Annotated in this window: 22 protein-coding genes and 1 tRNA gene; 5 read left to right on the forward strand and 18 right to left on the reverse strand. The window is 73.6% G+C overall.

Going from position 1 to position 24,898, the window contains the following annotated elements:
- Positions 1 to 19: 19 nt before the first annotated feature.
- A complete protein-coding gene (gene metH, locus ACR80Q_RS11520; RefSeq protein ID WP_435377755.1) occupies positions 20 to 3,517 on the reverse strand; it encodes a methionine synthase in 3,498 nt (1,165 codons plus the stop codon).
- A gap of 56 nt (positions 3,518 to 3,573) precedes the next feature.
- Between metH and ACR80Q_RS11525 the strand changes: the two genes are divergently transcribed.
- Positions 3,574 to 4,443: a PAC2 family protein gene (locus ACR80Q_RS11525; protein ID WP_435377756.1), complete on the forward strand. Its 870-nt coding sequence runs from the start codon at positions 3,574 to 3,576 to the stop codon at positions 4,441 to 4,443.
- A gap of 237 nt (positions 4,444 to 4,680) precedes the next feature.
- Here ACR80Q_RS11525 and mshC read toward each other — a convergent pair whose 3' ends face one another.
- The 6 genes from mshC to ACR80Q_RS11555 all read right to left on the reverse strand — a co-directional run bounded on the left by mshC (position 4,681) and on the right by ACR80Q_RS11555 (position 10,187).
- Complete coding sequence (mshC, locus tag ACR80Q_RS11530; protein ID WP_435377757.1) at positions 4,681 to 5,934, reverse strand: cysteine--1-D-myo-inosityl 2-amino-2-deoxy-alpha-D-glucopyranoside ligase; 1,254 nt, start codon at positions 5,932 to 5,934, stop codon at positions 4,681 to 4,683.
- Between the two features lie 103 nt (positions 5,935 to 6,037).
- Positions 6,038 to 6,910 (reverse strand): SCO1664 family protein, encoded by an 873-nt coding sequence (locus ACR80Q_RS11535; protein WP_435377758.1) that lies wholly within the window; start codon positions 6,908 to 6,910, stop codon positions 6,038 to 6,040.
- Between the two features lie 10 nt (positions 6,911 to 6,920).
- Entirely contained in the window at positions 6,921 to 7,478 is a 558-nt protein-coding gene (locus ACR80Q_RS11540; protein WP_435377759.1) for a DUF3090 domain-containing protein, read from the reverse strand.
- Positions 7,479 to 7,487: 9 nt separating this feature from the next.
- Positions 7,488 to 8,234: an MSMEG_4193 family putative phosphomutase gene (locus ACR80Q_RS11545; RefSeq protein WP_435377760.1), complete on the reverse strand. Its 747-nt coding sequence runs from the start codon at positions 8,232 to 8,234 to the stop codon at positions 7,488 to 7,490.
- A gap of 67 nt (positions 8,235 to 8,301) precedes the next feature.
- On the reverse strand, positions 8,302 to 9,120 hold the full coding sequence (locus ACR80Q_RS11550) for an undecaprenyl-diphosphate phosphatase (protein WP_435377761.1): 819 nt from the start codon (positions 9,118 to 9,120) through the stop codon (positions 8,302 to 8,304).
- Positions 9,117 to 10,187 carry an LLM class F420-dependent oxidoreductase gene (locus ACR80Q_RS11555; protein ID WP_435377762.1) on the reverse strand — a complete coding sequence of 357 codons (1,071 nt, stop codon included), beginning with the start codon at positions 10,185 to 10,187 and terminating at the stop codon, positions 9,117 to 9,119. The genes ACR80Q_RS11550 and ACR80Q_RS11555 overlap by 4 nt, the downstream gene beginning before the upstream one ends.
- Positions 10,188 to 10,222: 35 nt before the next feature.
- On the opposite strand from ACR80Q_RS11555, the gene ACR80Q_RS11560 reads away from it, so the two are divergent.
- On the forward strand, positions 10,223 to 11,155 hold the full coding sequence (locus ACR80Q_RS11560; protein WP_435377763.1) for an aldo/keto reductase: 933 nt from the start codon (positions 10,223 to 10,225) through the stop codon (positions 11,153 to 11,155).
- Between the two features lie 67 nt (positions 11,156 to 11,222).
- Here the strand turns inward: ACR80Q_RS11560 and ACR80Q_RS11565 are convergent, their stop codons facing one another.
- Positions 11,223 to 11,549, reverse strand: a complete 327-nt coding sequence (locus ACR80Q_RS11565; protein WP_435377764.1) for a primosomal protein — start codon at positions 11,547 to 11,549, stop codon at positions 11,223 to 11,225.
- Positions 11,550 to 11,642: 93 nt separating this feature from the next.
- On the opposite strand from ACR80Q_RS11565, the gene ACR80Q_RS11570 reads away from it, so the two are divergent.
- Complete coding sequence (locus ACR80Q_RS11570; protein WP_435377765.1) at positions 11,643 to 11,849, forward strand: DUF5703 family protein; 207 nt, start codon at positions 11,643 to 11,645, stop codon at positions 11,847 to 11,849.
- 38 nt (positions 11,850 to 11,887) lie between these two features.
- Here the strand turns inward: ACR80Q_RS11570 and ACR80Q_RS11575 are convergent, their stop codons facing one another.
- Both ACR80Q_RS11575 and ACR80Q_RS11580 read right to left on the reverse strand, forming a co-directional pair.
- Positions 11,888 to 13,201, reverse strand: coding sequence for a M20/M25/M40 family metallo-hydrolase (locus ACR80Q_RS11575; RefSeq protein WP_435377766.1), 1,314 nt, complete (start codon positions 13,199 to 13,201; stop codon positions 11,888 to 11,890).
- Positions 13,202 to 13,264: 63 nt separating this feature from the next.
- Positions 13,265 to 14,059 carry a hypothetical protein gene (locus ACR80Q_RS11580; protein WP_435377767.1) on the reverse strand — a complete coding sequence of 265 codons (795 nt, stop codon included), beginning with the start codon at positions 14,057 to 14,059 and terminating at the stop codon, positions 13,265 to 13,267.
- 142 nt (positions 14,060 to 14,201) lie between these two features.
- Between ACR80Q_RS11580 and ACR80Q_RS11585 the strand changes: the two genes are divergently transcribed.
- Positions 14,202 to 14,285, forward strand: a tRNA-Leu gene (locus ACR80Q_RS11585).
- Between the two features lie 114 nt (positions 14,286 to 14,399).
- On the opposite strand, the gene ACR80Q_RS11590 is transcribed toward ACR80Q_RS11585, so the two are convergent.
- Genes ACR80Q_RS11590 through ACR80Q_RS11605 form a run of 4 tightly spaced genes read right to left on the reverse strand, consistent with a single transcriptional unit; the run spans position 14,400 to position 19,149 of the window.
- Positions 14,400 to 17,018, reverse strand: coding sequence for a hypothetical protein (locus ACR80Q_RS11590; protein WP_435377768.1), 2,619 nt, complete (start codon positions 17,016 to 17,018; stop codon positions 14,400 to 14,402).
- Positions 17,019 to 17,030: 12 nt separating this feature from the next.
- Positions 17,031 to 18,242 carry a pentapeptide repeat-containing protein gene (locus tag ACR80Q_RS11595; RefSeq protein ID WP_435377769.1) on the reverse strand — a complete coding sequence of 404 codons (1,212 nt, stop codon included), beginning with the start codon at positions 18,240 to 18,242 and terminating at the stop codon, positions 17,031 to 17,033.
- A gap of 8 nt (positions 18,243 to 18,250) precedes the next feature.
- The gene (locus ACR80Q_RS11600) at positions 18,251 to 18,424 is read right to left on the reverse strand and encodes a hypothetical protein (protein ID WP_435377770.1); all 174 of its coding nucleotides are present in this window, start codon (positions 18,422 to 18,424) and stop codon (positions 18,251 to 18,253) included.
- On the reverse strand, positions 18,421 to 19,149 hold the full coding sequence (locus ACR80Q_RS11605; RefSeq protein WP_435377771.1) for a GNAT family N-acetyltransferase: 729 nt from the start codon (positions 19,147 to 19,149) through the stop codon (positions 18,421 to 18,423). The genes ACR80Q_RS11600 and ACR80Q_RS11605 overlap by 4 nt, the downstream gene beginning before the upstream one ends.
- Positions 19,150 to 19,310: 161 nt before the next feature.
- On the opposite strand from ACR80Q_RS11605, the gene ACR80Q_RS11610 reads away from it, so the two are divergent.
- Positions 19,311 to 19,718, forward strand: coding sequence for a TIGR03618 family F420-dependent PPOX class oxidoreductase (locus ACR80Q_RS11610; protein ID WP_435377772.1), 408 nt, complete (start codon positions 19,311 to 19,313; stop codon positions 19,716 to 19,718).
- Between the two features lie 116 nt (positions 19,719 to 19,834).
- On the opposite strand, the gene ACR80Q_RS11615 is transcribed toward ACR80Q_RS11610, so the two are convergent.
- The 4 genes from ACR80Q_RS11615 to ACR80Q_RS11630 form a co-directional block, all read right to left on the reverse strand.
- Entirely contained in the window at positions 19,835 to 21,907 is a 2,073-nt protein-coding gene (locus ACR80Q_RS11615) for a hypothetical protein (protein WP_435377773.1), read from the reverse strand.
- The gene (locus ACR80Q_RS11620) at positions 21,904 to 23,034 is read right to left on the reverse strand and encodes a glycoside hydrolase family 130 protein (RefSeq protein WP_435377774.1); all 1,131 of its coding nucleotides are present in this window, start codon (positions 23,032 to 23,034) and stop codon (positions 21,904 to 21,906) included. Before ACR80Q_RS11620 ends, ACR80Q_RS11615 begins: the two co-directional genes overlap by 4 nt.
- Before the next feature lie 2 nt (positions 23,035 to 23,036).
- Positions 23,037 to 23,843, reverse strand: coding sequence for a carbohydrate ABC transporter permease (locus tag ACR80Q_RS11625; protein WP_435377800.1), 807 nt, complete (start codon positions 23,841 to 23,843; stop codon positions 23,037 to 23,039).
- 101 nt (positions 23,844 to 23,944) lie between these two features.
- Positions 23,945 to 24,895 carry a carbohydrate ABC transporter permease gene (locus tag ACR80Q_RS11630; protein ID WP_435377775.1) on the reverse strand — a complete coding sequence of 317 codons (951 nt, stop codon included), beginning with the start codon at positions 24,893 to 24,895 and terminating at the stop codon, positions 23,945 to 23,947.
- Positions 24,896 to 24,898 lie beyond the last annotated feature (3 nt).

The following is a 24,898-nucleotide window of genomic DNA, read 5'->3' on the forward strand; positions in this document are numbered from 1 at the left end:
GGGGGGGGGCGCCGTCCGGTCAGGTGGCGTTGAAGTACTTGGCCTCGGCGTGGTGCACGACGATGGCGTCGGTGGACTGCTCCGGGTGCAGCTGGAGCTCCTCCGACAGGTCCACCCCGATGCGCTGCGGCTGCAGCAGGCGCACCAGGTCGCTGCGGTGCTCCAGGTCCGGGCAGGCCGGGTAGCCGAAGGAGTACCGCGAGCCGCGATAGCCTTGGCCCAGGATGCCGTCGATGTCCGGGGCGTCCTCGGCCACGACGTCGAGCTCCTCGCGGATGCGGGCGTGCCACCGCTCGGCCAGGGCCTCGGTCAGCTGCACCGACAACCCGTGCAGCTCCAGGTAGTCGCGGTAGGAGTGGGCCTCGAACAGGGTCGCGGTCACCTCGGCGACCCGGGCGCCCATGGTCACCAGCTGCAGGCCGAGCACGTCGGGGCGACCGTTGGCCTGCACCCACTCCCTCGACTTGTGGAAGTCGGCCAGGCAGAGCCGACGGTCGCGGCGCTGGCGCGGGAACGTCCACCGGGCCACGACCTCCTCGGAGTCCGGGCCGGCCAGGACGCACAGGTCGTCGCCCTCGGACCACACCGGCACGTAGCCGTAGACCACGGCGGCCTCGAGGATGCCGTCGGTGCGGACCGTGTCCAGCCACTGCCGCAGCCGCGGCCGGCCCTCGGTCTCGACCAGCTCCTCGTAGGACGGCCCGCCGTCGGCCCGGGACCCGCGCAGGCCCCACTGGCCCAGGAACGTCGCGCGCTCGTCGAGGTAGCCGACGTACTCCTGCAGCGGGATGCCCTTGATCACGCGGGTGCCCCAGAAGGGCGGGACGGGCACGGGGGCGTCCGGGTCGACGTCGCTGCGACCGGTCGGGGCGTCCTGCTCGGCCTGCACCAGCGCCGCCGGCCGCTGCCTGACCCGGCGGGCCCGCAGCGCGGGCAGGGCGTCCCGCTCGCCCCGCTTGACCTGCATGATCGCGTCCATCAGCCGCAGGCCCTCGAAGGCGTCGCGGGCGTAGCGGACCTCGCCCTGGTAGATCTCGGCCAGGTCGCCCTCGACGTAGGCGCGGGTCAGCGCGGCCCCGCCCAGCAGCACGGGCATGTCGGCGGCGATGCCCCGGGAGTTCATCTCCTCGAGGTTCTCCTTCATGACGACCGTGCTCTTGACCAGCAGGCCGGACATGCCGACCGCGTCGGCGCGGTGCTCGGTGGCGGCGCGCAGGATCTCCGACACCGGCTGCTTGATGCCGATGTTGACGACGGTGTAGCCGTTGTTGGTCAGGATGATGTCGACGAGGTTCTTGCCGATGTCGTGGACGTCGCCCTTGACGGTGGCCAGCACGATCGTGCCGCGCCCGCCGTCGTCGGTCTTCTCGATGTGGGGCTCGAGGTGGGCGACCGCGGTCTTCATCACCTCGGCCGAGGTGAGCACGAACGGCAGCTGCATCTCGCCGTTGCCGAACAGCTCGCCGACCACCTTCATGCCGGCCAGCAGGTTGTCGTTGATGATGTCCAGCGCGGTCTGGCCGTTGGCGATGGCCTCGTCCAGGTCCGCCTCGAGGCCGTTGCGCTCGCCGTCGACGATGCGGCGGGCGAGCCGCTCGCCCAGCGGCAGGGCGAGCAGCTCGGCCTGCCGCTCGGCCTTGACGCCGGCGGTGTCGACGCCGGAGAACACCTCGAGCAGCCGCTCCAGCGGGTCGTAGCCGGGCCGGCGCCGGTCGTGGACCAGGTCCATCGCGGCGTCGAGCTGCTCGGCGGGGATCCGGGACAGCGGCACGATCCGGGCGGCGTGGACGATGGCGGAGTCCAGGCCCGCCTTGACCGCCTCGTGCAGGAACACCGAGTTGAGGACGACCCGGGTGGCCGGGCTCAGGCCGAAGCTGACGTTGGACACCCCGAGGGTGGTGTTGACGTCGGGGTGGCGCTCCTTGAGGACCCGGATGGCCTCGAGGGTCTCGATGGCGTCGCGGCGGGTCTCCTCCTGGCCGGTCCCGATGGGGAACGTCAGGGTGTCGACGACGATGTCCTCCTCGCGCATGCCCCAGTCCTGGGTCAGCGCGGTGATGAGCCGCTCGGCGATGGCGACCTTGTGCTCGGCGGTGCGGGCCTGACCCGTCTCGTCGATGGTGAGGGCGACGACCGCGGCGCCGTGCTCGACCACGACGGGCATGACGCGGGCGAACCGGCTGCCCGGGCCGTCCCCGTCCTCGTAGTTGACGCTGTTGACGACGCCCCGACCGCCCGACAGCTCCAGACCGCGCTCGACGACCTCGGGCTCGGTGGAGTCGATGACCAGCGGCAGCGTCGACGCGGTCGCCAGCCGGCCGACGACCTCGGCGACGTCGGCGACCCCGTCCCGGCCGACGTAGTCCACGCAGACGTCCAGCAGGTGGGCGCCGTCGCGGGTCTGGCCGCGGGCGATGTCGACCAGGTCGTCCCAGCGCGACTCGAGCATGGCGTCGCGGAACGCCTTGGACCCGTTGGCGTTGGTCCGCTCCCCGATCGACAGGTAGCTGACGTCCTGCCGGAACGGCACGTGGGTGTAGAGGCTCGCCACACCGGGCTCGGGGCGGGGACGACGCTTCTTCGGGGCCGCCCCACCGACCCGGTCGACGACCGCGGTCACGTGCTCCGGCGTGGTGCCGCAGCAGCCACCCACCAGCGCGAACCCCAGCTCGGACGTGAACTGCTCGTGCGCGTCGGCCAGCTCGGCCGGGGTGAGCGGGTAGTGGGCCCCGCCCTTGGACAGGACCGGCAGGCCCGCGTTGGGCATCACCGACAGGCCCATGTCCGCGTGACGGGACAGGTGGCGCAGGTGCTCGCCCATCTCGGCGGGGCCCGTGGCGCAGTTGAGGCCGACGCCGTCCACCCGCAGCCCGCGCAGCACGGTGAGCGCGGCGGGCGTCTCGCTGCCCAGCAGCATGGTCCCGGTGGTCTCGATGGTGACCTGGACGTAGACGGGCAGGCCGACCCCGGCCGCCGCCATGGCCCGCCGGGCCCCGACGACCGCGGCCTTGGCCTGCAGCAGGTCCTGCACGGTCTCGACCAGGAGCAGGTCCACCCCGCCGGCGAGCATCCCGGCCACCTGGTCGGCGTAGCCGTCGCGCAGCGAGGCGTAGGTGGCGTGGCCGAGGCTGGGCAGCTTGGTGCCGGGCCCGATGGACCCGATGACCCAGCGCGGCCGCGAGGGCGTGGACCACGCGTCGGCGGCCTCCCGGGCGATCCGCGCGCCCGACTCGGCCAGCTCACGGACCCGGTGCTCGATGCCGTACTCGCCCAGGTTGCCGACGTTGGCGCCGAAGGTGTTGGTCTCGACCAGGTCGGACCCGGCCTCGAAGTACGCGTCGTGGACCGAGCGCACGATGTCGGGCCGGGTGACGTTGAGGACCTCGTTGCAGCCCTCGTGGCCCTGCATGTCCTCCAGCGAGGGGTCCGCGGCCTGCAGCATGGTGCCCATCGCCCCGTCGGCGACGACGACCCGGGTGGCCAGGGCCTCGACCAGCGAGGCAGCGCGCGAGGTCATGGGCGCGAGTGTAGGTGCGTAGGCTTGCCGCCGGTCCGGCAGTTCCGGGAGGTGGCATGACGGAGAACGACGCAGGTGGTACGGCTCACCCCGATGGTGACGGTCCCGCCGGTGGCGAAGGAGCACCCCTGCTCATCGCCGCGTTCCGGGGCTGGAACGACGCCGCCGACAGCGCGAGCGACGCCGTGGAGCACCTCGTCGAGTCCTGGGCGGCCGTGCCGGTCGCCGAGCTGGACCCCGAGCCCTACTACGACTTCCAGGTCAACCGGCCCGAGGCGGTCGTCGCCGCCGACGGCACCCGTGAGCTGGTCTGGCCCGGTACGAGGGTCCTGCGGGCGCACGTCCACGGCCGCACGGTGCTGCTGGTCGACGGCACCGAGCCGTCCACCCGCTGGCGCACCTTCTGCGCCGAGATCCTGCAGGTCGCGGCCGCCCACGGCGTGCAGCGCGTGCTGACGCTGGCGGCGCTGCTCACCGACGTCCCCCACACCCGCCCCATCCCGGTGAGCGTCACCACGCAGGACCCGGACTCGGCGCAGCGGTGGGGGCTGGAGGTGTCCAGCTACGAGGGCCCGACCGGCATCGTCGGCGTGCTGCAGCACGAGGCGGCCCGGCTGGGGCTGGGTGGCGTGTCGTTGTGGGCCGCGGTGCCGCACTACGTGGCCCAGCCGCCCAACCCCAAGGCGACCCTGGCCCTGCTGGGCAAGCTGGAGGACCTGTCGGGCCTGTCGAGCCCGGTCACGGAGCTGCTCGAGGAGGCCGACGCGTGGCAGCGCGGGGTCGACGAGCTCGCCTCCGACGACGAGGAGATCGCCGAGTACGTGACGCAGCTGGAGGAGGCGCGCGACACCGCCGACCTGCCCGAGGCGTCCGGCGAGGCCATCGCCCGGGAGTTCGAGAAGTACCTCCGCCGCCGCGAACGCTGACCCGCCCCGGGGCGGGGCGCGGTCCCGGTGGGCTCCGACGTCCGCGCGGGGCCCCGGGCCGTACCGACCAGCGACACGACACGCGGGCTCGACGGCCGGACCGCCGGATCGGCAGCTCCTGTGTCGCTGGTCGGTACGGGGGCAGCCGACCCCCGCCCCGGCCCGGCCCCGCCCCGGCCCCGCCCCGGCCCCGCCCCGGCCGCGCCTCGGCCGAGCAGCAGCCGAGCCCTGCTCGCCCTACAGCCGGATGCCGAGCAGGGCGTCGACGGCGCGGGAGACCAGGCCGGGGGCGCCCAGGTCGTGGGGCTCGGCGCCCTCACCGGCCTCCTGACGGGTGCACCAGTCGTCGACGGCCGCCAGCGCCGTCGGGGCGTCGAGGTCGTCGGCCAGGGCGGCGCGCACCCGGGCCAGGGTGGACCCGGCCTCGGGCCCGCCCTCCCGGGACACGGCGGAGCGCCAGCGTGCGGCCCGGGCGGACGCGGCCTCGACCTCGGCGGCGCTCCACGTCCAGTCGCTGCGGTAGTGGTGGGACAGCAGCGCCAGCCGGACCACGTGGGCCGGGACCCCGTCGGCGGTCAGCCGGTGGACGAACTCCAGGTTGCCCTTGGACTTGCTCATCTTCTCGCCGTCGAGCCCGACCATGCCGGTGTGGGCGTAGCTGCGGGCGTACGGGCGCAGGCCCAGGGCGTGGCTGTGGGCGGCGCCCATCTCGTGGTGGGGGAACGCCAGGTCGGACCCGCCCCCCTGGACCGTGAACGCGTGCCCGAGCTCGGCCAGGGCGATGGCGACGCACTCCACGTGCCAGCCGGGACGGCCGTCCGGCAGGCCCTCCGACGGCCAGGACGGCTCCCCGTCGCGGCGGCCCCGCCACAGCAGGGGGTCCAGCGGGTCCCGCTTGCCGGGACGGTCGGGGTCGCCTCCCCGCTCCGCCGCGTGCAGCAGCATCGTGTCGCGGTCCAGGCCCGACACCGCGCCCAGGTCGTCGACGGCGGCCACGTCGAAGTAGACGTCCTCGACGTCGCTGCCGTCCACGGGCAGCCGGTAGGCCGCCCCCGCCTGCTCCAGCCGTCGCACCACGGCCCCGACGTCGCCCACCACCTCGGTCACGCCGACGAACGCGTGCGGCGGGATGACGGCCAGCGCGGCCATGTCGTCGCGGAACACGTCGGTCTGGGTCTCGGCCAGGTCCCGCCAGTCGACGCCGGTGGCGGTCGCACGCTCCAGGAGCGGGTCGTCGACGTCGGTGACGTTCTGCACGTACCGGACCGGGTGGCCGGCGTCGAGCCAGGCCCGGTGCAGCAGGTCGAAGGCGACGTAGGTGGCGGCGTGGCCGAGGTGAGCGGCGTCGTAGGGGGTGATGCCGCAGACGTACAGCCCGGCCGTGCCGTGGACCGGGACGTCGACCACGTCGCCGACCGAGCTGTCGAACAGGCGGACCTCCGGGCCGGTTCCGGGCAGGTGGGGCAGGGACGGCTCCGGCCAGGACTTCACGGCGCGCAGCCTACGACGGCCCCGGACCCGGCCCCGCCACGGTCCGGTCCGGGGACCCGGGCGGCGCCGGGGCGCGACCTGCCGGGGCCGGGCGAAGCGGGGCTCAGATCGCCGGCCACGGGATGGACGGCCAGCCACCGGACGGCTCGGGCATGGCGCCGCCGTCCCGCAGCCCGCGGACCCGTTCCCGGGTGCGCTCGACCTCGTCCAGGCGCAGCAGCCGCTCGAGCATCTCCGTGAGCGGGGAGCCGTCGGCCAGGGCGTCGGCCAGGTGGTCGAGCTCGGACCGCTCCCCCGCGCCCAGCGGCTGCCCGGCCCAGCCCCAGAGCACGGTCCGCAGCTTGTCCTCGGTGTTGAACGTCAGGCCGTGGTCGACGCCCCGAACGGCCCCGCCCGGGCCCCGCAGCACGTGCCCGCCCTTGCGGTCGGCGTTGTTGGCCACCGCGTCCAGCAGCGCCATCCGCCGCAGCCGCGGGTCGTCCCGGTGGACCAGCAGCAGCGGGTCCCCGGCGCCGTTCTCGGCCTCCAGCACCGTCAGCCAGCCGTCGGTCAGGTCGTCGGGGTCGACGACGTCGACCAGCGGGTCGTCGTCGACCTCCTCCACCCACAGCTGGACGCTGCCCGGCCCGAACGGCCCGTCGGGACGGGGGACCGTCAGCGGCACGGTGTCCCAGCCGGCCGCGTCGGCCAGCAGGTAGGAGGCGACCTCGCGGTCGGCGAGCGTGCCGTGGGGGAAGTCCCACAGCGGCCGCTCGCCGCGGACCGGCTTGTAGACCGCCCGCACCGAGATCCCGTCCAGGGACACCTCGACCAGCAGGGTGGCGTTCGACGCCTGGACGAGCCGGCCGACCACCTCGACGCGACCGCTCATCAGGACGACCGCGAGGGCTGCGGGGTCCGCCACCCGGGGGTCGGTCGGGGCGACGTCGGGCAGGTCCGTCGCGGACGTGTCGGGGCCAGGACGAGCAGGGCTCACGCGACCAGTGTCAGCGTCGGTAGCCGTTGGCGCGCGGGCAGACGTGCCCCTCGGGGTCCAGGGGGTCCCCGCAGAACGGGCAGGAAGGCCGGCCGGCCTGCACGACCGCCTCGGCACGGACCACGAACGCCCGGGCGGCCGCGCCGTCCAGGCTGACCCGCAGCATGCCCAGCGCGGGGTCGGCCTCGGCGGCCTCCGCGGGGTCGCTGACGCCGTCGGTCTCGGTGACCTGCAACGCCTCGATGACCACGCGGTCCCGGTCGGAGTCCCAGGCCAGGCTCATCACGCCGACCCGGAAGTCCTCCTCGATCGGGGTGGTGAGCGGGTCGGTGTCGACGCTGCCCTCGGGGGCCAGCGCGGGGACCGGCGCCGTGCCGCCGCTCCGGCTCACGACCAGGTCGAGCAGCTCCTCGACCCGCTGGGCCAGCACCTGGACCTGCGCCTTCTCCACCGCCACCGAGGTGACGCGGCCCCGGTCGCTGGCCTGCAGGAAGAAGGTCCGCTGCCCGGGCTCGCCGACGGTCCCGACGACGAAGCGCCGGGGCGGGTCGTAGTCGTAGACAGGCACCTGGCCACCCTATCCGCGACCGTCGGTGCCAGAGCCCGCTCCCCCACCCACGACGGCGTCGGAGCTGTCAGCCGTGCGCGAACGCCCGCGCCGCGGCTTGGTGCCGGTGAAGCCGGACAGGTCCCCGCCGGTGTCGTTGGACCGCAGCAGGAACGGCCGGGTAGCGGTGTAGCGGATCGCGGTGACCGACGCGGGGTCGGCCACGACCCGCTGGAACGTGTCCAGGTGGGACCCGACGGCGTCGGCCACGACCGCCTTGATGACGTCGCCGTGGGTGACCGCGACCCAGACGGCGTGCTCGCCGACCTCGGCGCGCAGCCGGGCGTCGGTGTCGCGCACGGCGGCCACGGCGCGGGCCTGGACGTCGCGCAGGGCCTCACCGCCGGGGAACTGGGCCGCCGAGGGGTGCTGCTGGACCACGGCCCAGTGCGGCTCCTTGGCCAGGTCCTTCAGCGCCCGGTTGGTCCAGTCGCCGTAGTCGCACTCGCTGAGCCGGTCGTCCAGGACGAGCTCGGGGCGGTGCCGGAGCCGGCCACGGGGCCCGTGGACGGCCCGTACGGCCTCGGCGGTGTCGACGCACCGCTGCACGGGGCTGGACACGACGGCCGACAGCGCGACGGGGGCCAGTCGCAGGGCCAGGGCCTCCACCTGGGCGCGCCCGACGTCGTCGAGCAGCACCCCCGGGGTACGGCCGGCGAGGACACCGGCGGTGTTGGCGGTGCTCCGACCATGACGCAGCAGCAGGACCGTGGGCACGGGGCGAGGGTACGTGCCGCCGGCCCGGGTCGGCGCCGCCGCCCGGGTCAGGCGCGCTCGGCCCGGCTCAGGCCTGGACGGTCCCGGTGAGCAGCAGGGCGTAGATGACCGCGGCCAGGCCGATCCGGTACCAGACGAAGATGCCGAACCCGCGGGTCGAGACGAACTTGAGGAACCAGTGGATGACGACCAGGGCCACGGCGAACCCGATGACGGTGGCCAGGATCGTCGGCCCCCAGGCGACCGGCCCGGAGCTGATCTCCCGCAGCTCGAACAGCCCGGAGGCGTACACCGCCGGGATGGCGAGCAGGAACGCGTACCGCGCCGCGGCGGCCCGGGTGTAGCCGAGCAGCAGGCCCGCGGTGATCGTGCCGCCGGAGCGTGAGACGCCGGGGATGAGCGCCAGCGCCTGGGCGAAGCCGTAGAGGACGCCGTCGCGCCAGGTCAGGTCCCGCAGCACCTTGACCTCGCTGGCTTTCTTGTCCGCGTAGCCCAGCAGCAGCGCGAACACCCAGAGCATGGTGGCCACGATCCACAGGCTGCGCAGGTCGTCCCGGATGAAGTCCTGGAACAGGAAGCCGAGCACCCCGATGGGCAGCGACCCCAGGATGATCAGCCAGCCCATCCGGGCGTCGGGGTCGTCGCGGGGGCGCTTGCCGACCAGCGACAGCGACCAGGCGGTGATGATGCGGACGATGTCGCGGAAGAAGTAGACGACGACGGCCGTCTCGGTCCCGATCTGCGTGACGGCCGTGAACGACGCGCCGGGGTCGGTGCCCATCAGCTCTCCGACCACGCGCAGGTGCGCGCTGGAGCTGATGGGGAGGAACTCCGTCAGGCCCTGGACGAGGCCGAGGACTGCACCCTCGAGGTAGCCGACGCTCATCCCGCACGACCCGAGGCGTCGAGCGCCTCGGCGGCCGAGCGGAGCATCTGCAGACGGGCGGGCAGATCGGGGGCGAAGGGCACGACGTTGAGGGTAGTGACCCCGGCGTCGGCCAAGGCCGCCATCCGTTCCGCGATACGTGCGGGCGGGCCGAGCAGGCTCGTGCGGTCGACGAACTCGGTGGGGACGGCCGCGGCCGCGTCGCGGGGCCGGCGGTCCAGGTAGGCGTCCTGGACCTGCTCGGCGGCCTGCTCGTAGCCCATCCGCCGGGCCAGGGCGTTGTAGAAGTTCTGCTTCCGGCTGCCCATGCCGCCCAGGTAGAGCGCCGCGTAGCCGCGGACCGGGTCGGCCGCCGCCTCGACCACGTCGGCCTCGGGGCCGTCGGGGGTGACGACGAGCGGGCTGGTGGCGCACACGTCGAACCCGGTGAGGTCGTCCAGGCCCGCGACCCGACGTCCGGCCAGCAGCCGCTCCAGGGACTCCCCCACGTGCTCGGCGGACACGAACAGCCCGAGCCAGCCGTCGGCGACCTCGCCGGTCAGCTCGAGGTTCTTGGGCCCCAGCGAGGCCAGGTAGACCGGGAGCCGGTCACGGACCGGGACGACCGTGAGCCGCAGCGCCTTGCCGGGCCCGTCCGGCAGCGGGAGCACGTGGTGGCGACCGGAGTAGGCGACCGGCTGACGGGACAGCGCGAGACGGACGACGTCGACGTACTCCCGGGTGCGACCGATGGGCGCGTCGAAGCGGACGCCGTGCCAGCCCTCGGACACCTGCGGCCCGGACACGCCCAGCCCCAGCCGGAAGCGTCCGCCGGACAGCGTGTCCAGGGTCGCGGCGGTCATGGCCGTCATCGCGGGGGTCCGGGCGGGGATCTGCATGATCGCGCTGCCCACGTCGACGGTCGAGGTCTGCGCCGCGATCCACGACAGCACCGTCGGCGCGTCGGAGCCGTAGGCCTCGGCCACCCAGACGACCGAGTAGCCGAGCCGGTCGGCCTCCCGGGCGAGCGCGAGGTTGTCGGCGTCGTTCCCTGCACCCCAGTACCCGAGGTTCACCCCTAGTCGCACGCGGCCCACCCTAGCCACCCCCCTACGCTGCCCGTGTGGAGCACAGAGCGGTGGGGACCAGCGGGCTGACGATCTCGGCGCTCGCGCTCGGGACCCTGCACTGGGGCGCCGACACCGACGTGCACGAGGCCGGTGAGATCCTCGAGGTCTTCCTGGAGGCCGGCGGCACGACCATCGACACCACCGCGGGCATCGGCGTCGGCGAGGAGGTCCTGGGTGGCCTGATCGGGTCGGTGGTGGCGCGCGAGCAGGTCCGGGTGGTGGCCAAGGCCGGGGTGGACGGTGAGCTCAGCAGCCCGCGGGTGGACGTGTCCCGGGGTCGGCTGATGGCGTCCCTGGACCGCACGCTGCGCCGGCTGGGCACCGACCACGTCGACCTGTGGCTGGTGCAGGCCTGGAGCCCGGAGGTCCCCCTGGCGGAGACCCTGTCGGCGCTGCAGTGGGCCCAGCGGACCGGGCGGGCCCGCTACGTGGGGGTGAGCAACTACAGCGGGTGGCAGACGGCCCGCGCCGCCACGCTGGAGCCGGACCTGGTCGCGACGAGCGTGGAGTGGTCGCTGGTCGCCCGCGGTGTGGAGCGCGAGGTGGAGCCCGCGGCGCTGGCCCTGGGCCTGGGTGTGCTCGCGTGGAGCCCGTTGGGTCGGGGCGTGCTCACGGGCAAGTACCGCGTCGGCACGCCCGCGGACTCCCGGGCGGCCTCGACGCACCTGAGCAGCTTCGTGTCGCCGCACCTGACGTCGACCGCACGTCGGGTGGTCGAGGCGGTGGTCACCGCCGCGGACGGGCTCGGGTGCTCGCCCCAGGCGCTCGCGCTGGCCTGGCTGCTGGACAAGGACGTGGTCAGCTCGGCCGTGACCGGCCCGCGCACGGCCGCCCAGCTGCGGGGGGCGCTGCCGGCCCTGGACGTGGAGCTGCCCGACGAGATCGTCGGCGTCCTGGACGAGGTGTCGGACCTGCTCGCCTACTGAGCGGGGCGCCCAGGGGCGGCCGGGTCGGCGCCGCGGCGGCCGGGTCCGAGCGCCGCGGGCAGCCGGGTCAGAGCCGGGGAGCGTCGACCGGGCCGGAGTCCTCGGACTCGTCGTCCTCGTCCTCGTCGTCGTCGAGGTCGTCCTCGTCCTCGTCCTCGTCGTCGTCGTAGTCCTCGTCGTCCTCCTCGTCGTCCTCGTCCGTGAGGTCGAAGGGGGTGACCTCGTCGTAGGCGTCGAACAGGGCGTCGTCGTAGGCGACGAAGGCCGCGGCCAGCTCGTCGTAGGCCGCCACGACACCGGGGTCCAGCTCCGAACGACGGCCGGACGCCGCCTCGAAGTGACGCTGCAGGGCGACGACGAACTGGTCCAGTGCGGCGCGCGGGTCGGAGGCCATGACGGAACCGTAGCGCCGCCGGGACCCGGTGCGGCAGCCGGATCTGGCGTGCCGTCCGTTTCGGTGTACGCCGGGGTGGCACCATCGGTCCCGATGACGACCGCGACACGTCCACCGGCCGAGTTCGAGTACCGCGTCATGGTGGTCGGCCGAGGTGCCGACCGGGGCGAGCTGCGCCAGCAGCTGACCGACGCCGCGGAGTACGGCAAGTGGGAGCTGGCGCGCACCCGCATCTACGTCGGCGGTGCCCGCAAGATGTGGTTGCGACGGCGGATCATCCGGGTCTCCCGCACGATCTGAGCGGTCCGGCCCGCCCGGGGGCGGGCCGGCGGCCCCCCTCAGCAGGTCCGGATGAACCGTCCCAGGGTGCGGGCGCCGAACTCCAGCGAGGACACCGGCACCCGCTCGTCGGTGCCGTGAAAGAGCGACGCGAAGTCGAAGCCGCTCGGCAGCCGCAGCGGGGCGAAGCCGAACCCCCGGATGCCAAGCCGGTCGAAGTGCTTGTTGTCCGTCCCGCCCGACAGGCAGTACGGCAGCACCGCGGACCCGGGGTCCTCCGCCTGCAGGGCCGCGGTCATGGCGTCGACCAGCGAGCCGTCCGCGGTGGTCTCCAGGGCGCGGTCCTCGTGGACCACGTCGATCGTGATGCCCTCGCCGGCCAGCTCGTGGACGGTCCGCATGACGTGGTCGCGGTCACCGGGCAGGAACCGGCAGTCCACCAGGGCGCCGGCCCGGGCGGGGACGACGTTGTGCTTGTACCCGGCCTGCAGCACGGTCGGGGTCGACGTGTTCTGGGTGGTGGCCCGGATCCAGCGGGCCGTGGTGCCGAGCTCGGCCTCCAGGGCCTCGACGTCGTGGATCGGCAGCGGGGACCCGGACAGCGCCCCGTAGCCCTCGGCGAAGGCCTGGACCGACGCCGGCAGCGACGTCGGCCAGCGGTGGGCGCCGATGCGCGCCACGGCGCCGGCGAGGCGGGTGACCGCGTTGGCGTCGTGGACCTGCGAGCCGTGCCCCGGCCGGCCGGTCGCCGTCAGCCGCAGCCAGAGCAGGCCCTTCTCGGCCACCTGCAGCAGGTAGGCGCGGGTGCCGGCGACCTCGACGGAGAACCCGCCGACCTCGCTGACGGCCTCGGTGACGCCGTCGAACAGCTCGCGACGGTTCTCGACCAGGTGGCGGGCGCCCTTCATGCCGCCGGCCTCCTCGTCGGCCAGGAACGCCAGCACGACGTCGCGCGGGGGCCGCTCACCGGCCCGGCGCATCGCCAGGACGTTGGCCAGGATCATCGCGTCCATGTCCTTCATGTCGACCGCGCCGCGGCCCCACAGCTCGCCGTCGACGACCTCGCCCGAGAACGGGTGGACGGCCCAGTCCGACGCCTCGGCCGGGACGACGTCCAGGTGGCCGTGCAGCAGCAACGCGTCACGGCCGGGGTCCTCGCCCTCCCAGCGGGCGACCACGCTCGCGCGTCCGGGCTCGCTCTCGACCAGCTCCGGTTCCAGGCCCGCGTCGCTGAGCAGGGCGGCGACGTGCTCGGCGGCCTTGCGCTCCCCCGGTCCGGAGCCGTCCCCGTAGTTGGACGTGTCGATGCGCAGCAGGTCGGCGCAGATGTCGGTGACGAGCTCGTCGGCGGTCGGTGCGGTCTGCTCGCTCATGCGCAGCACCCTACGTGCCGCCCCCCGGTGGTCCCCCGGGTCGGTCCCCCGGCGAGCCCGCGGTCAGCGGGTGCGCTCGGTGACCGTCCGCCGCAGCTCGTCGCGGGCGTCGGCGACCGTCTGCGCGGCGTCCGGCAGGCCGGGCTGCTCGACGCCGCTGGTACGCAGCGCCACCTCGGTGTCCAGCGCGTCGCGCAGCCGCAGCAGCGCCTCCGACAGGGCGTTGAGGTCGGCGGCGCGGGCCGGCTTCTGCTCCTCGTTGGTCGCGGCCCAGACCCGACGGTCCAGGTCGTCGAAGCGGTGGGCGCCGTCCTGCCAGCGGGTGGCCAGCGTGCTCGGGTCCAGGGCCCGGTCCTGCACGGCCGGCACCACCCGCTCGTCCAGCCAACGGGCCTCACCGGTGAGCTCGTGCCACTGCGCCGCCCAGGCCAGCTCCGAGGCGCGGGCCCGTCGCAGCGCGAGGATGGCCGCGACCAGGCCGACGAAGGCCAGCACCAGCAGCAGCCAGCCCCACCACGGGATGCCACCCGCGGCGTCCGCGGCGGCGTCGACCAGGCCGGGCTCGGCCGACGCGCTCGCCGCGGGCTCGGACACCACCGCGCTCGGGACGGGTGCGGGCACGGTGGGGGCCGGAGCCGCCTCCGCGTCCGTCGTCGGTGCGACCACGGGCGGGACCGCGGTCTCGACCGGGACCTCGGGGAGCACCGTGGGCACCCCGCTGGGCAGGGCCGTCGGGATGGTGATCGGGAGGTCCGTGGGGATCTGGGTCGGGGTCCCCCCGGGCAGCCCGTTGCACCCCCCGGCCGACGCCATGACCGCCGTGGTCATGACAGCGAGGACGAGCAGCTTCGGCGACATCGTGGGACCTCCTGGGGCGGTGGTGTGCCCACCCAACCTGCCATGGACCGCCGGGACCAGCAGGTGTGCCCGGCGATTCGCCTGCGTGCTATCTTTCCGGTCGCGCTCGTCACGGCCGCACCATGCCCGTGGCGGTCCACTCGTCCGGGTGGCGGAATTGGCAGACGCGCTAGCTTGAGGTGCTAGTCCCTTAACGGGGGTGGGGGTTCAAGTCCCCCCTCGGACACACGAGAACGATCGGGCCGGGTCCTTCGGGACCCGGCCCTCGTCGTGCCAGGGGTCGGACGAGGGCCTGCCGTGGTCGCCGCGCCCCGGCCCATGACCTGCGGTCGTGGCGCCATCAGGAGGAGAGCGGGCCGAAGGCGTCCTGCAGGTCCACCAGCACACCGTCCTTGGCCGCGACGTAGGCCTCCCGACGGACGGCCGCGGCGTAGGGCGAGGTGAAGGTGCCGGGGCCCAGCTCGGTGACGTCGGGCCCCCGGACGAAGAGCGCCTCGGCCAAGGGCACCGGGGTCCCTCCCGCAGCCTCCGCCAGCAGCTCCGCCAACGGCCTCCCGACCCAGGGTTGTGTCTCGGGCAGGCTCCTCGCGAAGTGCCACATGCGGACCGCGGAACGCTCGGCCAGCTCGTGCTCCCCTCGTTTCCACAGCGAGGCCAGGAGGCTGATGGCCCGCGCTCTGATGTCGACGTAGAACTGCATCGTGTACTCGTCCGGCGGGGTGTTCGGGCCGGCGACGTGGAACAGGTACGCGTGCCTGACGGCACGACCCAGCCACCCGGCCGCGTCGTAGGCGTCGCCGTCGATCTGGGCGATGTCGGCCCGGAGCCGGTGCAGGTCGCTCATCAGCTCGTGGTCGGTGTACCCGTCGCCGTCGTCCGACCGCACCTCCGCCCCGGTCCGGCCCCCCTCCGCCCCGGGGTCCAGCGCCTGGATCTCCTCCGCCGCCCGCCTGGCCAGGCTCATCACCCGACGACGATCCGCGGCCGACAGCGCTTCCCCGGCGGTCCTCACCCTGGTGATCAGCGTGTCCGCCATCTCGAAGTCCACCCAGGCCCTGTCCCAGCTGTCGTCCTGCCTGCCCCCGGCGAACAGCTCGTTGGCCTGCTCGTACAGGCGTACGGCGGTCTCGCAGTTCGCCGACGCGTCCAGCGGGTCGACTGCCCGGAAGCGCCACGCGTGCGCGCGGAAGAGGTGGATCAACGCCGAGACGTGCGTCTCCTCGTCGCTGAGCTGGGTGTGTCGCCGACTCAGCCCGCAGGCCGCCTCGATGGAGTCCAGCGCGCCCTCGACCTGGTCCCACCTGGCGACGGGTGACTTGTGCGACCGGAGCGGGTACTCGTGCAGCAGGACCTCGAGGCCTTGCTGGAGCAGAGACATCTCCGGCCAGTCCGTCTGGAGACCGGAGGTGCCTGTCGACCTGTTGGCCCAGGCCCGGCCCACCAGGTCCGTGAGGTCGGCCAGCAGCCGGTCGCAGAAGTCGTAGTGCAGGTACATGCCCCACCACCAGAAGGCGTCGAGGAACAGCGTGGCCGCCTCGAGCACGACCTCCTTCCGTCGTGACTCGCCCACATGGGCCGCGTGGTAGAGCCACTCGCGCTGCTTCTGCTGCCACTCGGGCGACTCCGTGAGGTACCAGTCGCCGTAGCTGCGGACCACGCCCTTGCTGTCCTCCTGGTCCTTCTTCAGCACGGTCCGGTAGTGGGCCTCCGCGAGCTCGTGGAGGTGCTGCAGCTCATCGGGGAAGTTGACCCGCATCCGCGTGAGCATGCTGGTCCGCACGAACCGGCTGACCCGGGCCGCCTTCCGGTCGGTCGAGGGCTCCACGCAGGAGAGGCTCAGGACCGTCTGGAACAACGGCTTGCTCTTCGGCAACGAGCTCGTGTCCACCTCGGGCGTCAGCGTGCTCATGAGCTGGGCGTCGAACCTCCGGGGAACGGCCACGGCACGGACGACGTCGATCAGCCACTCCTGGTCCCTCGCCTCGAGGACGCGCTCGATGAGCTCTGCGGCACGCTCCTCCTCCGTGTCCTCCAGCCCCTCCAGGAGCCTCGCGGCGGAGTTCTGCCGCAACGCGCCGCGCAGCAGGTCGCCCACCAACCGGAGTGTGGCGGCGTGGCCCTCGGTGAGCTCGAAGACCAGCTGCGAGATGGCCTTCTCGACGGCAGGTCCCTGGTTGATCGTGTTCAGGTACTTCCTGACGTCGTTCGCCGACAGGTTCTTCGCCTCCAGCTGCACCGGGGTCCGGGTGCTGTCCGTGTCGTTCTCGTCAGGCGGCGTCCGACTCGGCGGGGTGCGCGTGCGCACGACGAACGAGTCCGCCAGCGCACGCCCCGCGCCGTCGGACCCGTCCCCCGCGACGTGCCGCAGGAGCCAGACCCCCAGCTCCTGCTCGGCCACGCGGTCGAAGTTGTCGAAGAGGACCACCGGTCTCGTCCCGCTCCGCTCGAGGTGGAGCTGCCACTGCACCGCGAAGGTCGCGATCACCTTCTCCGCTGCGTCCACCCAGGCCAGTGCCAGGTCCTGCGGGTCGAAGGCCCTCTCCAGCTCCTCGAGGCTCATGTCCAGGTCGCTGACGCGTCCGGCCACGACGCTCTGCTGCCGCGACTCGTTGACCTTCGCCTCCACGGCCGCCTGACCTTCCGCGGCGTCCACCTGGTGCAGGATCTCCAGCAGGACTCGGCACAGCTGACCGAAGCTGGCCTGCACGGCTCCGACGGAGACCCGCTCCCCGGTCTGCCCCGGGTGCCCCGGGTCGAAGTCGAGGAGGTCCACCAGCACCACGTCCGGGAAGCCGTCCTTGTCGTCCTTGATGCGCCTCAGCAGTGTCGTGCGTCCTGCGCCCGAGTCCCCGACGAGGTCACCGGCCCGGACGCCCTCGGGCCTCCGCACCGCCGCCCGCAGCTTGTCGAGCAGGGCTTCGCGACCCACGAACACCTCGTTGTGCGACGTACTGGCCATGTCATCCCCCTGTCAGGTACCCCTGGATCGATCGATGTCGGCGAACGTCGGTTCCTGCTTCGGCGTGCTGCGGTCCTCCGGCCAATCGAGGTCCTCGTCGTTGCTCACGCCTACTCGGCTGACGCCCCAGAAGGTTGCCCCCTCCACCTCGGTCCTGCGGCCGCAGACGGCGCCGTCGAGACGGACGTCGATGAGAACGGCGTCGCGCAGGTCCGTCCCCACGAGCCTGGCGCGCGCGAGGGACACACCGTTGAGGTACGCCCCTCGCAGCTGGGAGCCCGTGAGGTCGATCTCGTCGAGGGTGACGCCCTCGAGGTTGGCCAGGCACAGGTCCGCGTTGGAGAGGTTGAGCTCGTCGATGTGGTCGCCGAAGTCCTTGACGAAACCCATCAGGAGCTCGAGGGCGGTCTCGACGTCTGCGGGCAGGCCCCCGGAGTTGCGTCCCCAGCGCTCCAGCGCCGCCTTGGTCGCGGTGACGTCAGCGTCCGGGCTGTGCTGGGGTGCGGCTGCGATCTTGTCCTCGAGGCTCGTGCCCACCGGCCCCTCGGACTCGTCGCCGCCCAGCATGGCGCCGCCCCGCTGCTCACGGATGTAGGCGCTGAGCGCTGCCGCGCAGGCGGGCCGGTGCTCCTCCGACTGACGAGCGAGGCTGTCCAGCGAGAAGAGACCGCCGATCCGGACGGCCGACGACTTGTTGGACAGCATCTCCATCGCCTTGCCCAGGAGAGCCAGGTGGCCCTGCAGCAGCACCCGACGACCCTCCTCCTGCTCCTTCTCACGCGTCAGCTGCAGCTGACGCGAGGCCAGGTGAGCCTCTGCACGCTCCTTCTCCTTGGTCCGCTGGAACTGCTGCCACGCCAGCAGAGCGGCGGACAGGCCGGTGATCCCGATGAGGAGCTGGGTCACTGCGGTGCGCGTCTCTGCCTGGTAGCCGAGCCTCGCGATCTCGACCTCCGCCCGGACCCCGTCGCCCACCTCGTCGACATCCATCTCCATGCCGGGCACGACCGGGTACAGCAGCGCCGGGAGCACGGCGAACGACAGCCATCCGATCGCCATCGCGAGGACCACACCCGTGATCGTCAGCAGGACGGTCACCCACCTCGCCACCGGCCTCCGGTCACGCTCCCCCGCCGGTTGCGCCGCACCGTCGCTCTCCTCGGTCTCGGCGTGGGTCTCGGTCGCACCACCGGTCTCGCGGATCTGCTCCCCACGTCCCCCCATGACCAGCCTCAGCCCGACGGCGGGAGGTCGTGGGCCTCGGACGCCGCCCCGTCCGGGCACCGCCAGTCGTACCGCCGGGTCACCTCCGCGACGGTGATGTCGTAGCGGTGGAAGAACTCCCGGCGTCCTCGTTCCCGGCTCAGGACGTGCTCGGGGTGCTCGCGCCAGCGGGTGACGCTCACGGCGTCACCTCCTCGGCGGCGGCACCCGTGCCGCGGACCTCGGGCCATCGGGCCACGTCCCACCACTCGCCCTGCTCGTCGTGGCGGGCGGCGAGCTCGAGGAGGCCCAGGACCTCCGGGTCGTCCAGGGCACCGGGGCCTTCGCAGGCGACGAAGTACTCCCGGAGGAAGTCCGCGAGCCCGGCCACCTCGCCCTCCGCCTCGCCCAGGCGGAGCAGCAGCATGCCGTCCACCCGGGCCGAGCTTCCCTGCAGCGACGGCTGGACGTACGGCAGCGGGGCGAGGCTCGCCCCGTGGCGGCCGTAGAACCGCAACCGCGCCTGCGGGTCGCCTCCCATGGCCTCGCTGGGCCACACGGCCGGGTCGTCCACCTCGGCCAGGACCAGGGGCGCCGGCGCGTCACCCCACCAGGTCGGCAGGTCCTCGGTGAGCAGGGTCGTCCCCAGCCCCGAGCCGCGGGCGGCGTCGGACACCGACAGGTACGACAGCAGCAGCACCCGGCGGTCCTGGAACCACTCCCCGAGCATCACGGCCAGCGGACGACCGCCGGCGAGCAGGACCGTCGACGGCGACCGACCGCCGGTCCCGTAGGCCGTGCGGAGCTCCTCGGGCGACAGCAGCTCCTCCGGACGGAAGACCGGGGCGAGCAGGTCCTCGTAGACGGCGCGCACGGTCTCGTCGTCGCAGTCACGCAGGGTGGCTCGAACGGGCTCAGGCAGGTGCATCGCCCCTCCCGCGGCTCCACCGACTGGAGTGGGAGCATCCCCCGGAGGGCGGCCCCGGTCCAGCACCACCGGCGCGTCGGGTCGTCTCCCGCCCGGCGTACCGGGACAGGGGGGACAATACGGTCGCCGCACCCGACCACCCCCACCAGCAGGAGGCCCTCGTGCCCGTCCCCCCGATGCCCGACGACGTCGCGGAGCTGTTCGCCCGCCCCAACCCGGCGGTCATGGCGACCATCGCGGCCGACGGCCGTCCGGTGACCGTCGCCACCTGGTACCTGGTGGAGGACGACGGCACGGTGATGCTCGGTCTGGACGCCGGTCGCGCCCGCCTCAAGCACCTGGAGAAGGACCCGCGGGTCTCGCTCACCGCGCTGGCGGGTGACGACTGGTACACCCACGTCAGCGTGCAGGGCCGCGTGGTCTCGACCCGCCCCGACGAGGGCCTGGCCGACATCGACCGGCTGTCCCGGCACTACACGGGCCAGGACTACCCGTCCCGCGACCGCCCCCGCGTCACCGTGCACGTGCAGGTCGAGCGCTGGCACGGCTGGGGCGCGGCCAAGGACTGACCGCGAGGCACCGCACGGGGGCCGACCACCGGAGCGACCGCGCCTCCGGCCCCGGCGTGATCGTCCCGACGTGATCGGCCCCGACGTGATCGGCCCCGGCGTGATCGGCCCCGGCCTCAGCCGGTGACCAGCGTGAACCCGCCGGGCAGCACCTGGACCGGTACCGGTCCCGCCCCGGCGTCGGTCCGCCGCACCAGGGCGCCCGTCGCGTCGTGCACCTCGACGACCACGGGGCCGGCGCCGGGTGCGTCGACGGAGACGGTCCGCGCGGAGTCCGCGGCGCTGTGCAGCAGCACCGTCCCGCCGTCCGGACCGTCGGTGACCAGCCGCGACACGAACGGCTTCAGCAGCAGGGCGTCCACCCGGGCCGGGTCGGCGCCGCGTCGGCTGCTGCCGGCGGTCACCTCGGTGCCACCGGGTGCCAGCACGCCGCGCAGGGTGGTCGGCAGGATGGCGCCGGGCGCCTCGGTGACGCCCTGCTCGCCGCCGCTGCCGACCAGGAGCCGACCGAGCGGGGCCCCGTCGGCGCTGAACGTCAGCACCGGGGCCCGTCGGTCCGGCACCAGGTCGACCACCGGGGACACCAGCCGGGGCTGGTCGTCGACGGGGACCGCCCAGGTGACCGACGACCCACCGGCCATCGACAGGTAGGCGCCGGCGCTCCACTGCGACTCCCCCGTCCAGGCCGAGGGCGGGGTGACGACGGTGGCCCCCCGCCCGGTGGCGGACTCCGCCTCGACGACCTGCACCCCGTCCAGCTCGACGAGCTCGGTCGAGGCCTGGGCGAGAGCCGCGACGTCGGGCCGGGCGTCCAGGGCCAGCATGGTCAGCAGGCCGTGGATCGCGGACTCGGCGCCGGAGTTGCGGTTGATGTCCCCCGCCGCGCTCAGCCCGTCGTAGGTGACGCCCGTCTCCGCGACGTACATCGGCTCGCCCGCCCGGTTCGCACCGAAGTACCAGGACGCGGTGAGACCGGCGAGGCGGTCCAGCGACGGCCGGTCCGCGGCGTCGGCCACCGCGACCAGGGACTGCACCCGCGAGTCGACGCCGTAGGCGATCTGGGTCAGGTCCCCGGGCACCGGCAGCCAGCCGTTGACCATCCCCGTGGAGGTCAGCAGGTGCGGGGTGAACACCGCGGAGTCGGTGACCGCGGCGGGCAGCAGGTCCGGACGGTCCAGGCCGTCGGAGGCCACCGCGAGGGCGGCCGGCATCTGCGAGGCCCAGGCGTGCCAGAACGACTGCGAGTGGGTCCACTGCACGATCGCGCCGTAGGGCCACTGCTGGGCGTCACCGCCCGACATGGCCGCGATGCCCTCCGCGAGCTGGGCCATGGCGACCTCGGCCCGCCCGGTCACCGGGTCGTCGGCCGGAGCGGCGTCGACGTAGGCGGCCAGGCCGAGGACGGCCTCGGCGCTGGCGTCGGCGCCGTCCACGATCAACCAGCCGGGCACGCGCCGGCCGTCCGCGACCTCCCAGGTGCCGTGGTCGTCGAGCACCTGACGCTCGAGCGCGGCCAGCGACAGGTCCATCCGCTCGCGCAGGAAGGCGGCGAACGCCGGGTCGTGCTCGGCGAAGGCCGCGTAGCCCTCGCCCAGCGCCCAGACCGTCCGGGCCAGCCAGTAGGAGGCGTCGGAGTCACTGGGGTCGGGCAGCTCGACCGGCTCGGGGCTGGGCTCCAGGGTGCCGTCCGGCTGCATCCACAGCACGACGTTGCCGGCGTCCGGACCGGTCACGGTCTGCAGGTAGGTGGTGCCGCGCAGCAGCTGGTAGGCGCTGTCGCGGCTGTCGAGGTCCCCGGTCTGCTGCCAGTGGCGCAGGTAGACCACGGCCGCCCGGGTCAGGTCGTCGGCGTTGAACGCCCCCTGGCCCCAGGTGTCGGTGGCCGGGTCGTAGGGCCCGCCCCCGACCCGCTCGAACACGCCGTCGCCCCGCGCGTCGGCGTAGGTCCACAGCACGCCCACCCCGGGCTCCTCGTCGAGGCGGTACGTGGTGTGGCCCTCCTGGGCGGGCGGGGCGACCGTGTCACCCAGGAAGTCGAGGTGGTCCAGGTTGGCGAGCGGGCCGTCCACGACCGCGGCGACGGTGGCCCCGGCCGGGGGCGCGGGGGCGGCCGTGGCGGCGGGGGCGAGCAGACCGGCCCCCAGCGCGAGCGCGAGGACGGGCACGAGCAGATGCCGGGGCGTGGTCATGGGGTCTCTCCCTGGTCGGGGGCGGGGGTCGCGGCGACGTCGCCGTCGACCCGGTCGAGCCGGGCGACGCCGATCTTGGAGTCGGCCATGCCGTAGAACACGTAGCGCTGGCCGTCGACCTCCTCGACGGCGGTGGGGAACACGACGTTCGGCACGGTGCCCGACCGCTCGTCCGGGGTCTCCGGTGCGAGCAGCGGGTGGTCGGTCCGGGCCAGGACGCGGGCGGGGTCGGCCGGGTCCAGGAGCATGGCGCCGGCGGCGTAGTGGACGTGGCTCTGCGGCGCCCAGCCCTCGGCGATCTCCCCGGCGACGCCGTGGTGGATGAGCAGCCAGCCCTCGGGGACCCTGACCGGCGGTGGCCCGGCCCCGATCTTGGTGACCTCCCAGTCGTAGCGCGACAGCGCCACGGGTCGGTGGTGGGCCTGCTCGACCAGGGCCGTGATGTCGGCCTCGACCGCCTCGGCGTCGGCGTAGGAGATCCAGATGCCGGGCCGGGGGTCGGTGGTGCCCGCCGGCAGGTGGTGACCCTCACCGGGGCGGACCCAGCCGATGTCCCACATCGGGCGGTGGAGCATGGCGTAGGTCGGTCGCCCGTCCGGGCCGGGCACCGGCTCGGGGAAGAACACGGCGTCCTTGTTGGGGAACAGGTTGAGGTCGGTGTCCAGGTCCGGCTGGTAGCCGAAGTGCACGGGCCCGAGCCGGCGCCAGCTCCTCAGGTCCTCCGAGACGGCCAGGGCCAGCCGCGGCCCCAGCGGCCCGAACGCCACGTAGGTCATCAGGTGCAGGCCCAGGCGCGGCACCCAGGTCACGCGGGGGTCCTCCACGCCGGCGTTGCTCGTGCCCCGCTCGAAGCCGACGTCGGGCGCCAGCACGGTGCCGCGGCGCTGGACCCCGGTCGGGACGCCGTCGGTGAGGAGCACCTCGGCCAGCCCCACCCGCGACACGTTGCCCGCGCTGACCAGTCGGGGCAGCAGGTGCAGCCGCCCCTCGGGGTCGCGACCGCTGGCGGGGTTGAGGACACCCTCGGCCTCGTGCGGGTCGTCCGGGTCCGGCGACATCACCACCCCGACCCGGGTGAGCGTGTAGGGGACGTGGGTGCTCGGGGTCGTGCTCGTGGGGGTGGTCATGGTCAGCCCTTCACGCCGGAACCGACGTCGTTGGACACGAAGTGGCGCTGGAAGGCGACGAACAGGGCCACCGCCGGCGCGGCGAGGACGCAGGCGCCCGCGAGGATCGCGCCGAACGGGTTGGCCGCCCGGGCCGAGACGTTGCTGATGTAGTTGGCGAGCGAGACGGCCAGGGGCTGCATGTCCTGGTCCTTGGTGACCAGGAACGGCCACAGGAACTCGTTCCACGGCCCGATGAACGTCAGCAGGACCGCGGTCAGCAGGGCCGGTCGGACCAGCGGGACGGCGATCGCCCACAGGATCCGCAGCTCTCCGGCCCCGTCGATCCGGGCCGCGTCGAACAGGTCGCGCGGCAGCTGCAGGAAGTACTGCCGGAAGACGAACACCGCGGTGGAGTTGATCGCGAAGGGCAGGATCATCCCGAGGTAGCTGTCGGACAGGCCGTAGTCGCGGACGATCAGCACGTACAGCGGGATGATGAGCAGCTGGAACGGCACGACCTGCACCAGCAGCATGAGCGCGAACACCGCCCCGCGGCCGCGGAACTCCAGCTGGGCCAGCGCGTAGCCCACGAGGACCCCGAGGACCACCGTGGCCAGCAGCACCCCTCCGGTGAAGATGCCCGAGTTGATCAGCGACCCGACCAGGTCGACGGAGCCGTCGATCTCGGCGTAGTTGGAGGTGGTGAGGTCGCCCGGGGCCGGGACCAGCCCGGTGAGCCCGGGGTCCGGGTCCTCGGTGAAGGACCCGACGAGCATGTAGTAGAAGGGGAACAGGAACAGCAGGGCGCCCAGGAGCAGCAGCAGCATGCGGGGCACTGAGGTGTGCGTCCCGTCGCGGTGCGACCGCCTCGGCGCGGCGGGCGGGAGCACGGCGAGGGAGCCGGGCGTGGTGGTCGCGCTCGCCATGGTCAGTCCCTCTCGAGCAGGTAGCGGTTGACCAGCGAGACGGCGAGGACGCCGAGGACGAGGACGACGCCGAGCGCGGCGGCCACGTCGGGGTTGCCCTGCTCGATCCCCCGTTGGTACATCAGCAGGACCGGCGAGGCCGACGCGCCGTTGGGGCCACCACCACCGGTCAGCAGGTACGGCTCGGTGAACAGGTTCGCCCCGGTGATGGTGGACAGCAGCACGACCAGCGTCGTCGCCGGCCGCACGCTCGGCACCGTGATGGAGACGAACGTCCGCACCCGTCCCGCGCCGTCGACCGAGGCGGACTCGTAGACCTCCTTGGGCACGTTCTGCAGCGCGGCCAGGTACAGCAGGATGAAGAAGCCCAGCTGCTTCCAGGTGACGAAGATCGCGATGACGGGCATCGCCAGGCCGGAGTTGACCAGCCAGGACGGGTCCGGGGCCAGGCCGCCGAGCACCTGGTTGACCAGCCCGGTGGTGCTGAACAGGTACAGCCACACCGCCACCACGGCGACGCTGGCCGTGACGTAGGGCACGTAGTAGGCGACCCGGAAGAACGACCGGAACCGGATGGCGCCGTTGAGCGCCGTCGCGAGCACCAGCGACAGCGCCACCGTCAGCGGCACGTTGATGACGAGGAACACCACGATGTTGCGGAAGGAGCGTCGGACGTCGGGGTCCGACAGCACCGTGACGTAGTTGTCGACGCCGACGAACGGCCGGTCCACCACCACCCCGGGGGCGGAGAAGAAGAAGTCGTGGAACGACATCCAGAACGCCAGGCCCAGCGGGTACGCGAAGACCGCGGCCAGGAACACGACGTACGGGGCGGCGAACAGGTACCCGACGGGTTGGCGGCCGAAGGTGCGCGTCCACCGCCGGCCGGCCCTCGGCCGTCCCCCCGGCTCCCCTGTCCCCGCACGCGCGGGGACCGGGGTCGAGGTGGCCATGTC

Origin of the sequence: Aquipuribacter aurantiacus, from assembly GCF_051216895.1 — a bacterium.
Taxonomy (GTDB): domain Bacteria; phylum Actinomycetota; class Actinomycetes; order Actinomycetales; family JBBAYJ01; genus Aquipuribacter.

Coding starts and splice junctions, on each gene's coding strand:
- ACR80Q_RS11565 (WP_435377764.1), bottom strand. CDS start 11,549: ATGGCCTCCGACCCGCGCGCCGCACTGGACCAGTTCGTCGTCGCCCTG.
- ACR80Q_RS11625 (WP_435377800.1), bottom strand. CDS start 23,843: ATGCTGCTGCTGCTCCTGGGCGCCCTGCTGTTCCTGTTCCCCTTCTAC.
- ACR80Q_RS11580 (WP_435377767.1), bottom strand. CDS start 14,059: ATGTCGCCGAAGCTGCTCGTCCTCGCTGTCATGACCACGGCGGTCATG.
- ACR80Q_RS11605 (WP_435377771.1), bottom strand. CDS start 19,149: ATGCACCTGCCTGAGCCCGTTCGAGCCACCCTGCGTGACTGCGACGAC.
- ACR80Q_RS11620 (WP_435377774.1), bottom strand. CDS start 23,034: ATGACCACCCCCACGAGCACGACCCCGAGCACCCACGTCCCCTACACG.
- ACR80Q_RS11525 (WP_435377756.1), top strand. CDS start 3,574: ATGACGGAGAACGACGCAGGTGGTACGGCTCACCCCGATGGTGACGGT.
- ACR80Q_RS11550 (WP_435377761.1), bottom strand. CDS start 9,120: ATGAGCGTCGGCTACCTCGAGGGTGCAGTCCTCGGCCTCGTCCAGGGC.
- ACR80Q_RS11595 (WP_435377769.1), bottom strand. CDS start 18,242: ATGGGGGGACGTGGGGAGCAGATCCGCGAGACCGGTGGTGCGACCGAG.
- metH (WP_435377755.1), bottom strand. CDS start 3,517: ATGACCTCGCGCGCTGCCTCGCTGGTCGAGGCCCTGGCCACCCGGGTC.
- ACR80Q_RS11590 (WP_435377768.1), bottom strand. CDS start 17,018: ATGGCCAGTACGTCGCACAACGAGGTGTTCGTGGGTCGCGAAGCCCTG.
- ACR80Q_RS11615 (WP_435377773.1), bottom strand. CDS start 21,907: ATGACCACGCCCCGGCATCTGCTCGTGCCCGTCCTCGCGCTCGCGCTG.
- ACR80Q_RS11575 (WP_435377766.1), bottom strand. CDS start 13,201: ATGAGCGAGCAGACCGCACCGACCGCCGACGAGCTCGTCACCGACATC.
- ACR80Q_RS11630 (WP_435377775.1), bottom strand. CDS start 24,895: ATGGCCACCTCGACCCCGGTCCCCGCGCGTGCGGGGACAGGGGAGCCG.
- ACR80Q_RS11570 (WP_435377765.1), top strand. CDS start 11,643: ATGACGACCGCGACACGTCCACCGGCCGAGTTCGAGTACCGCGTCATG.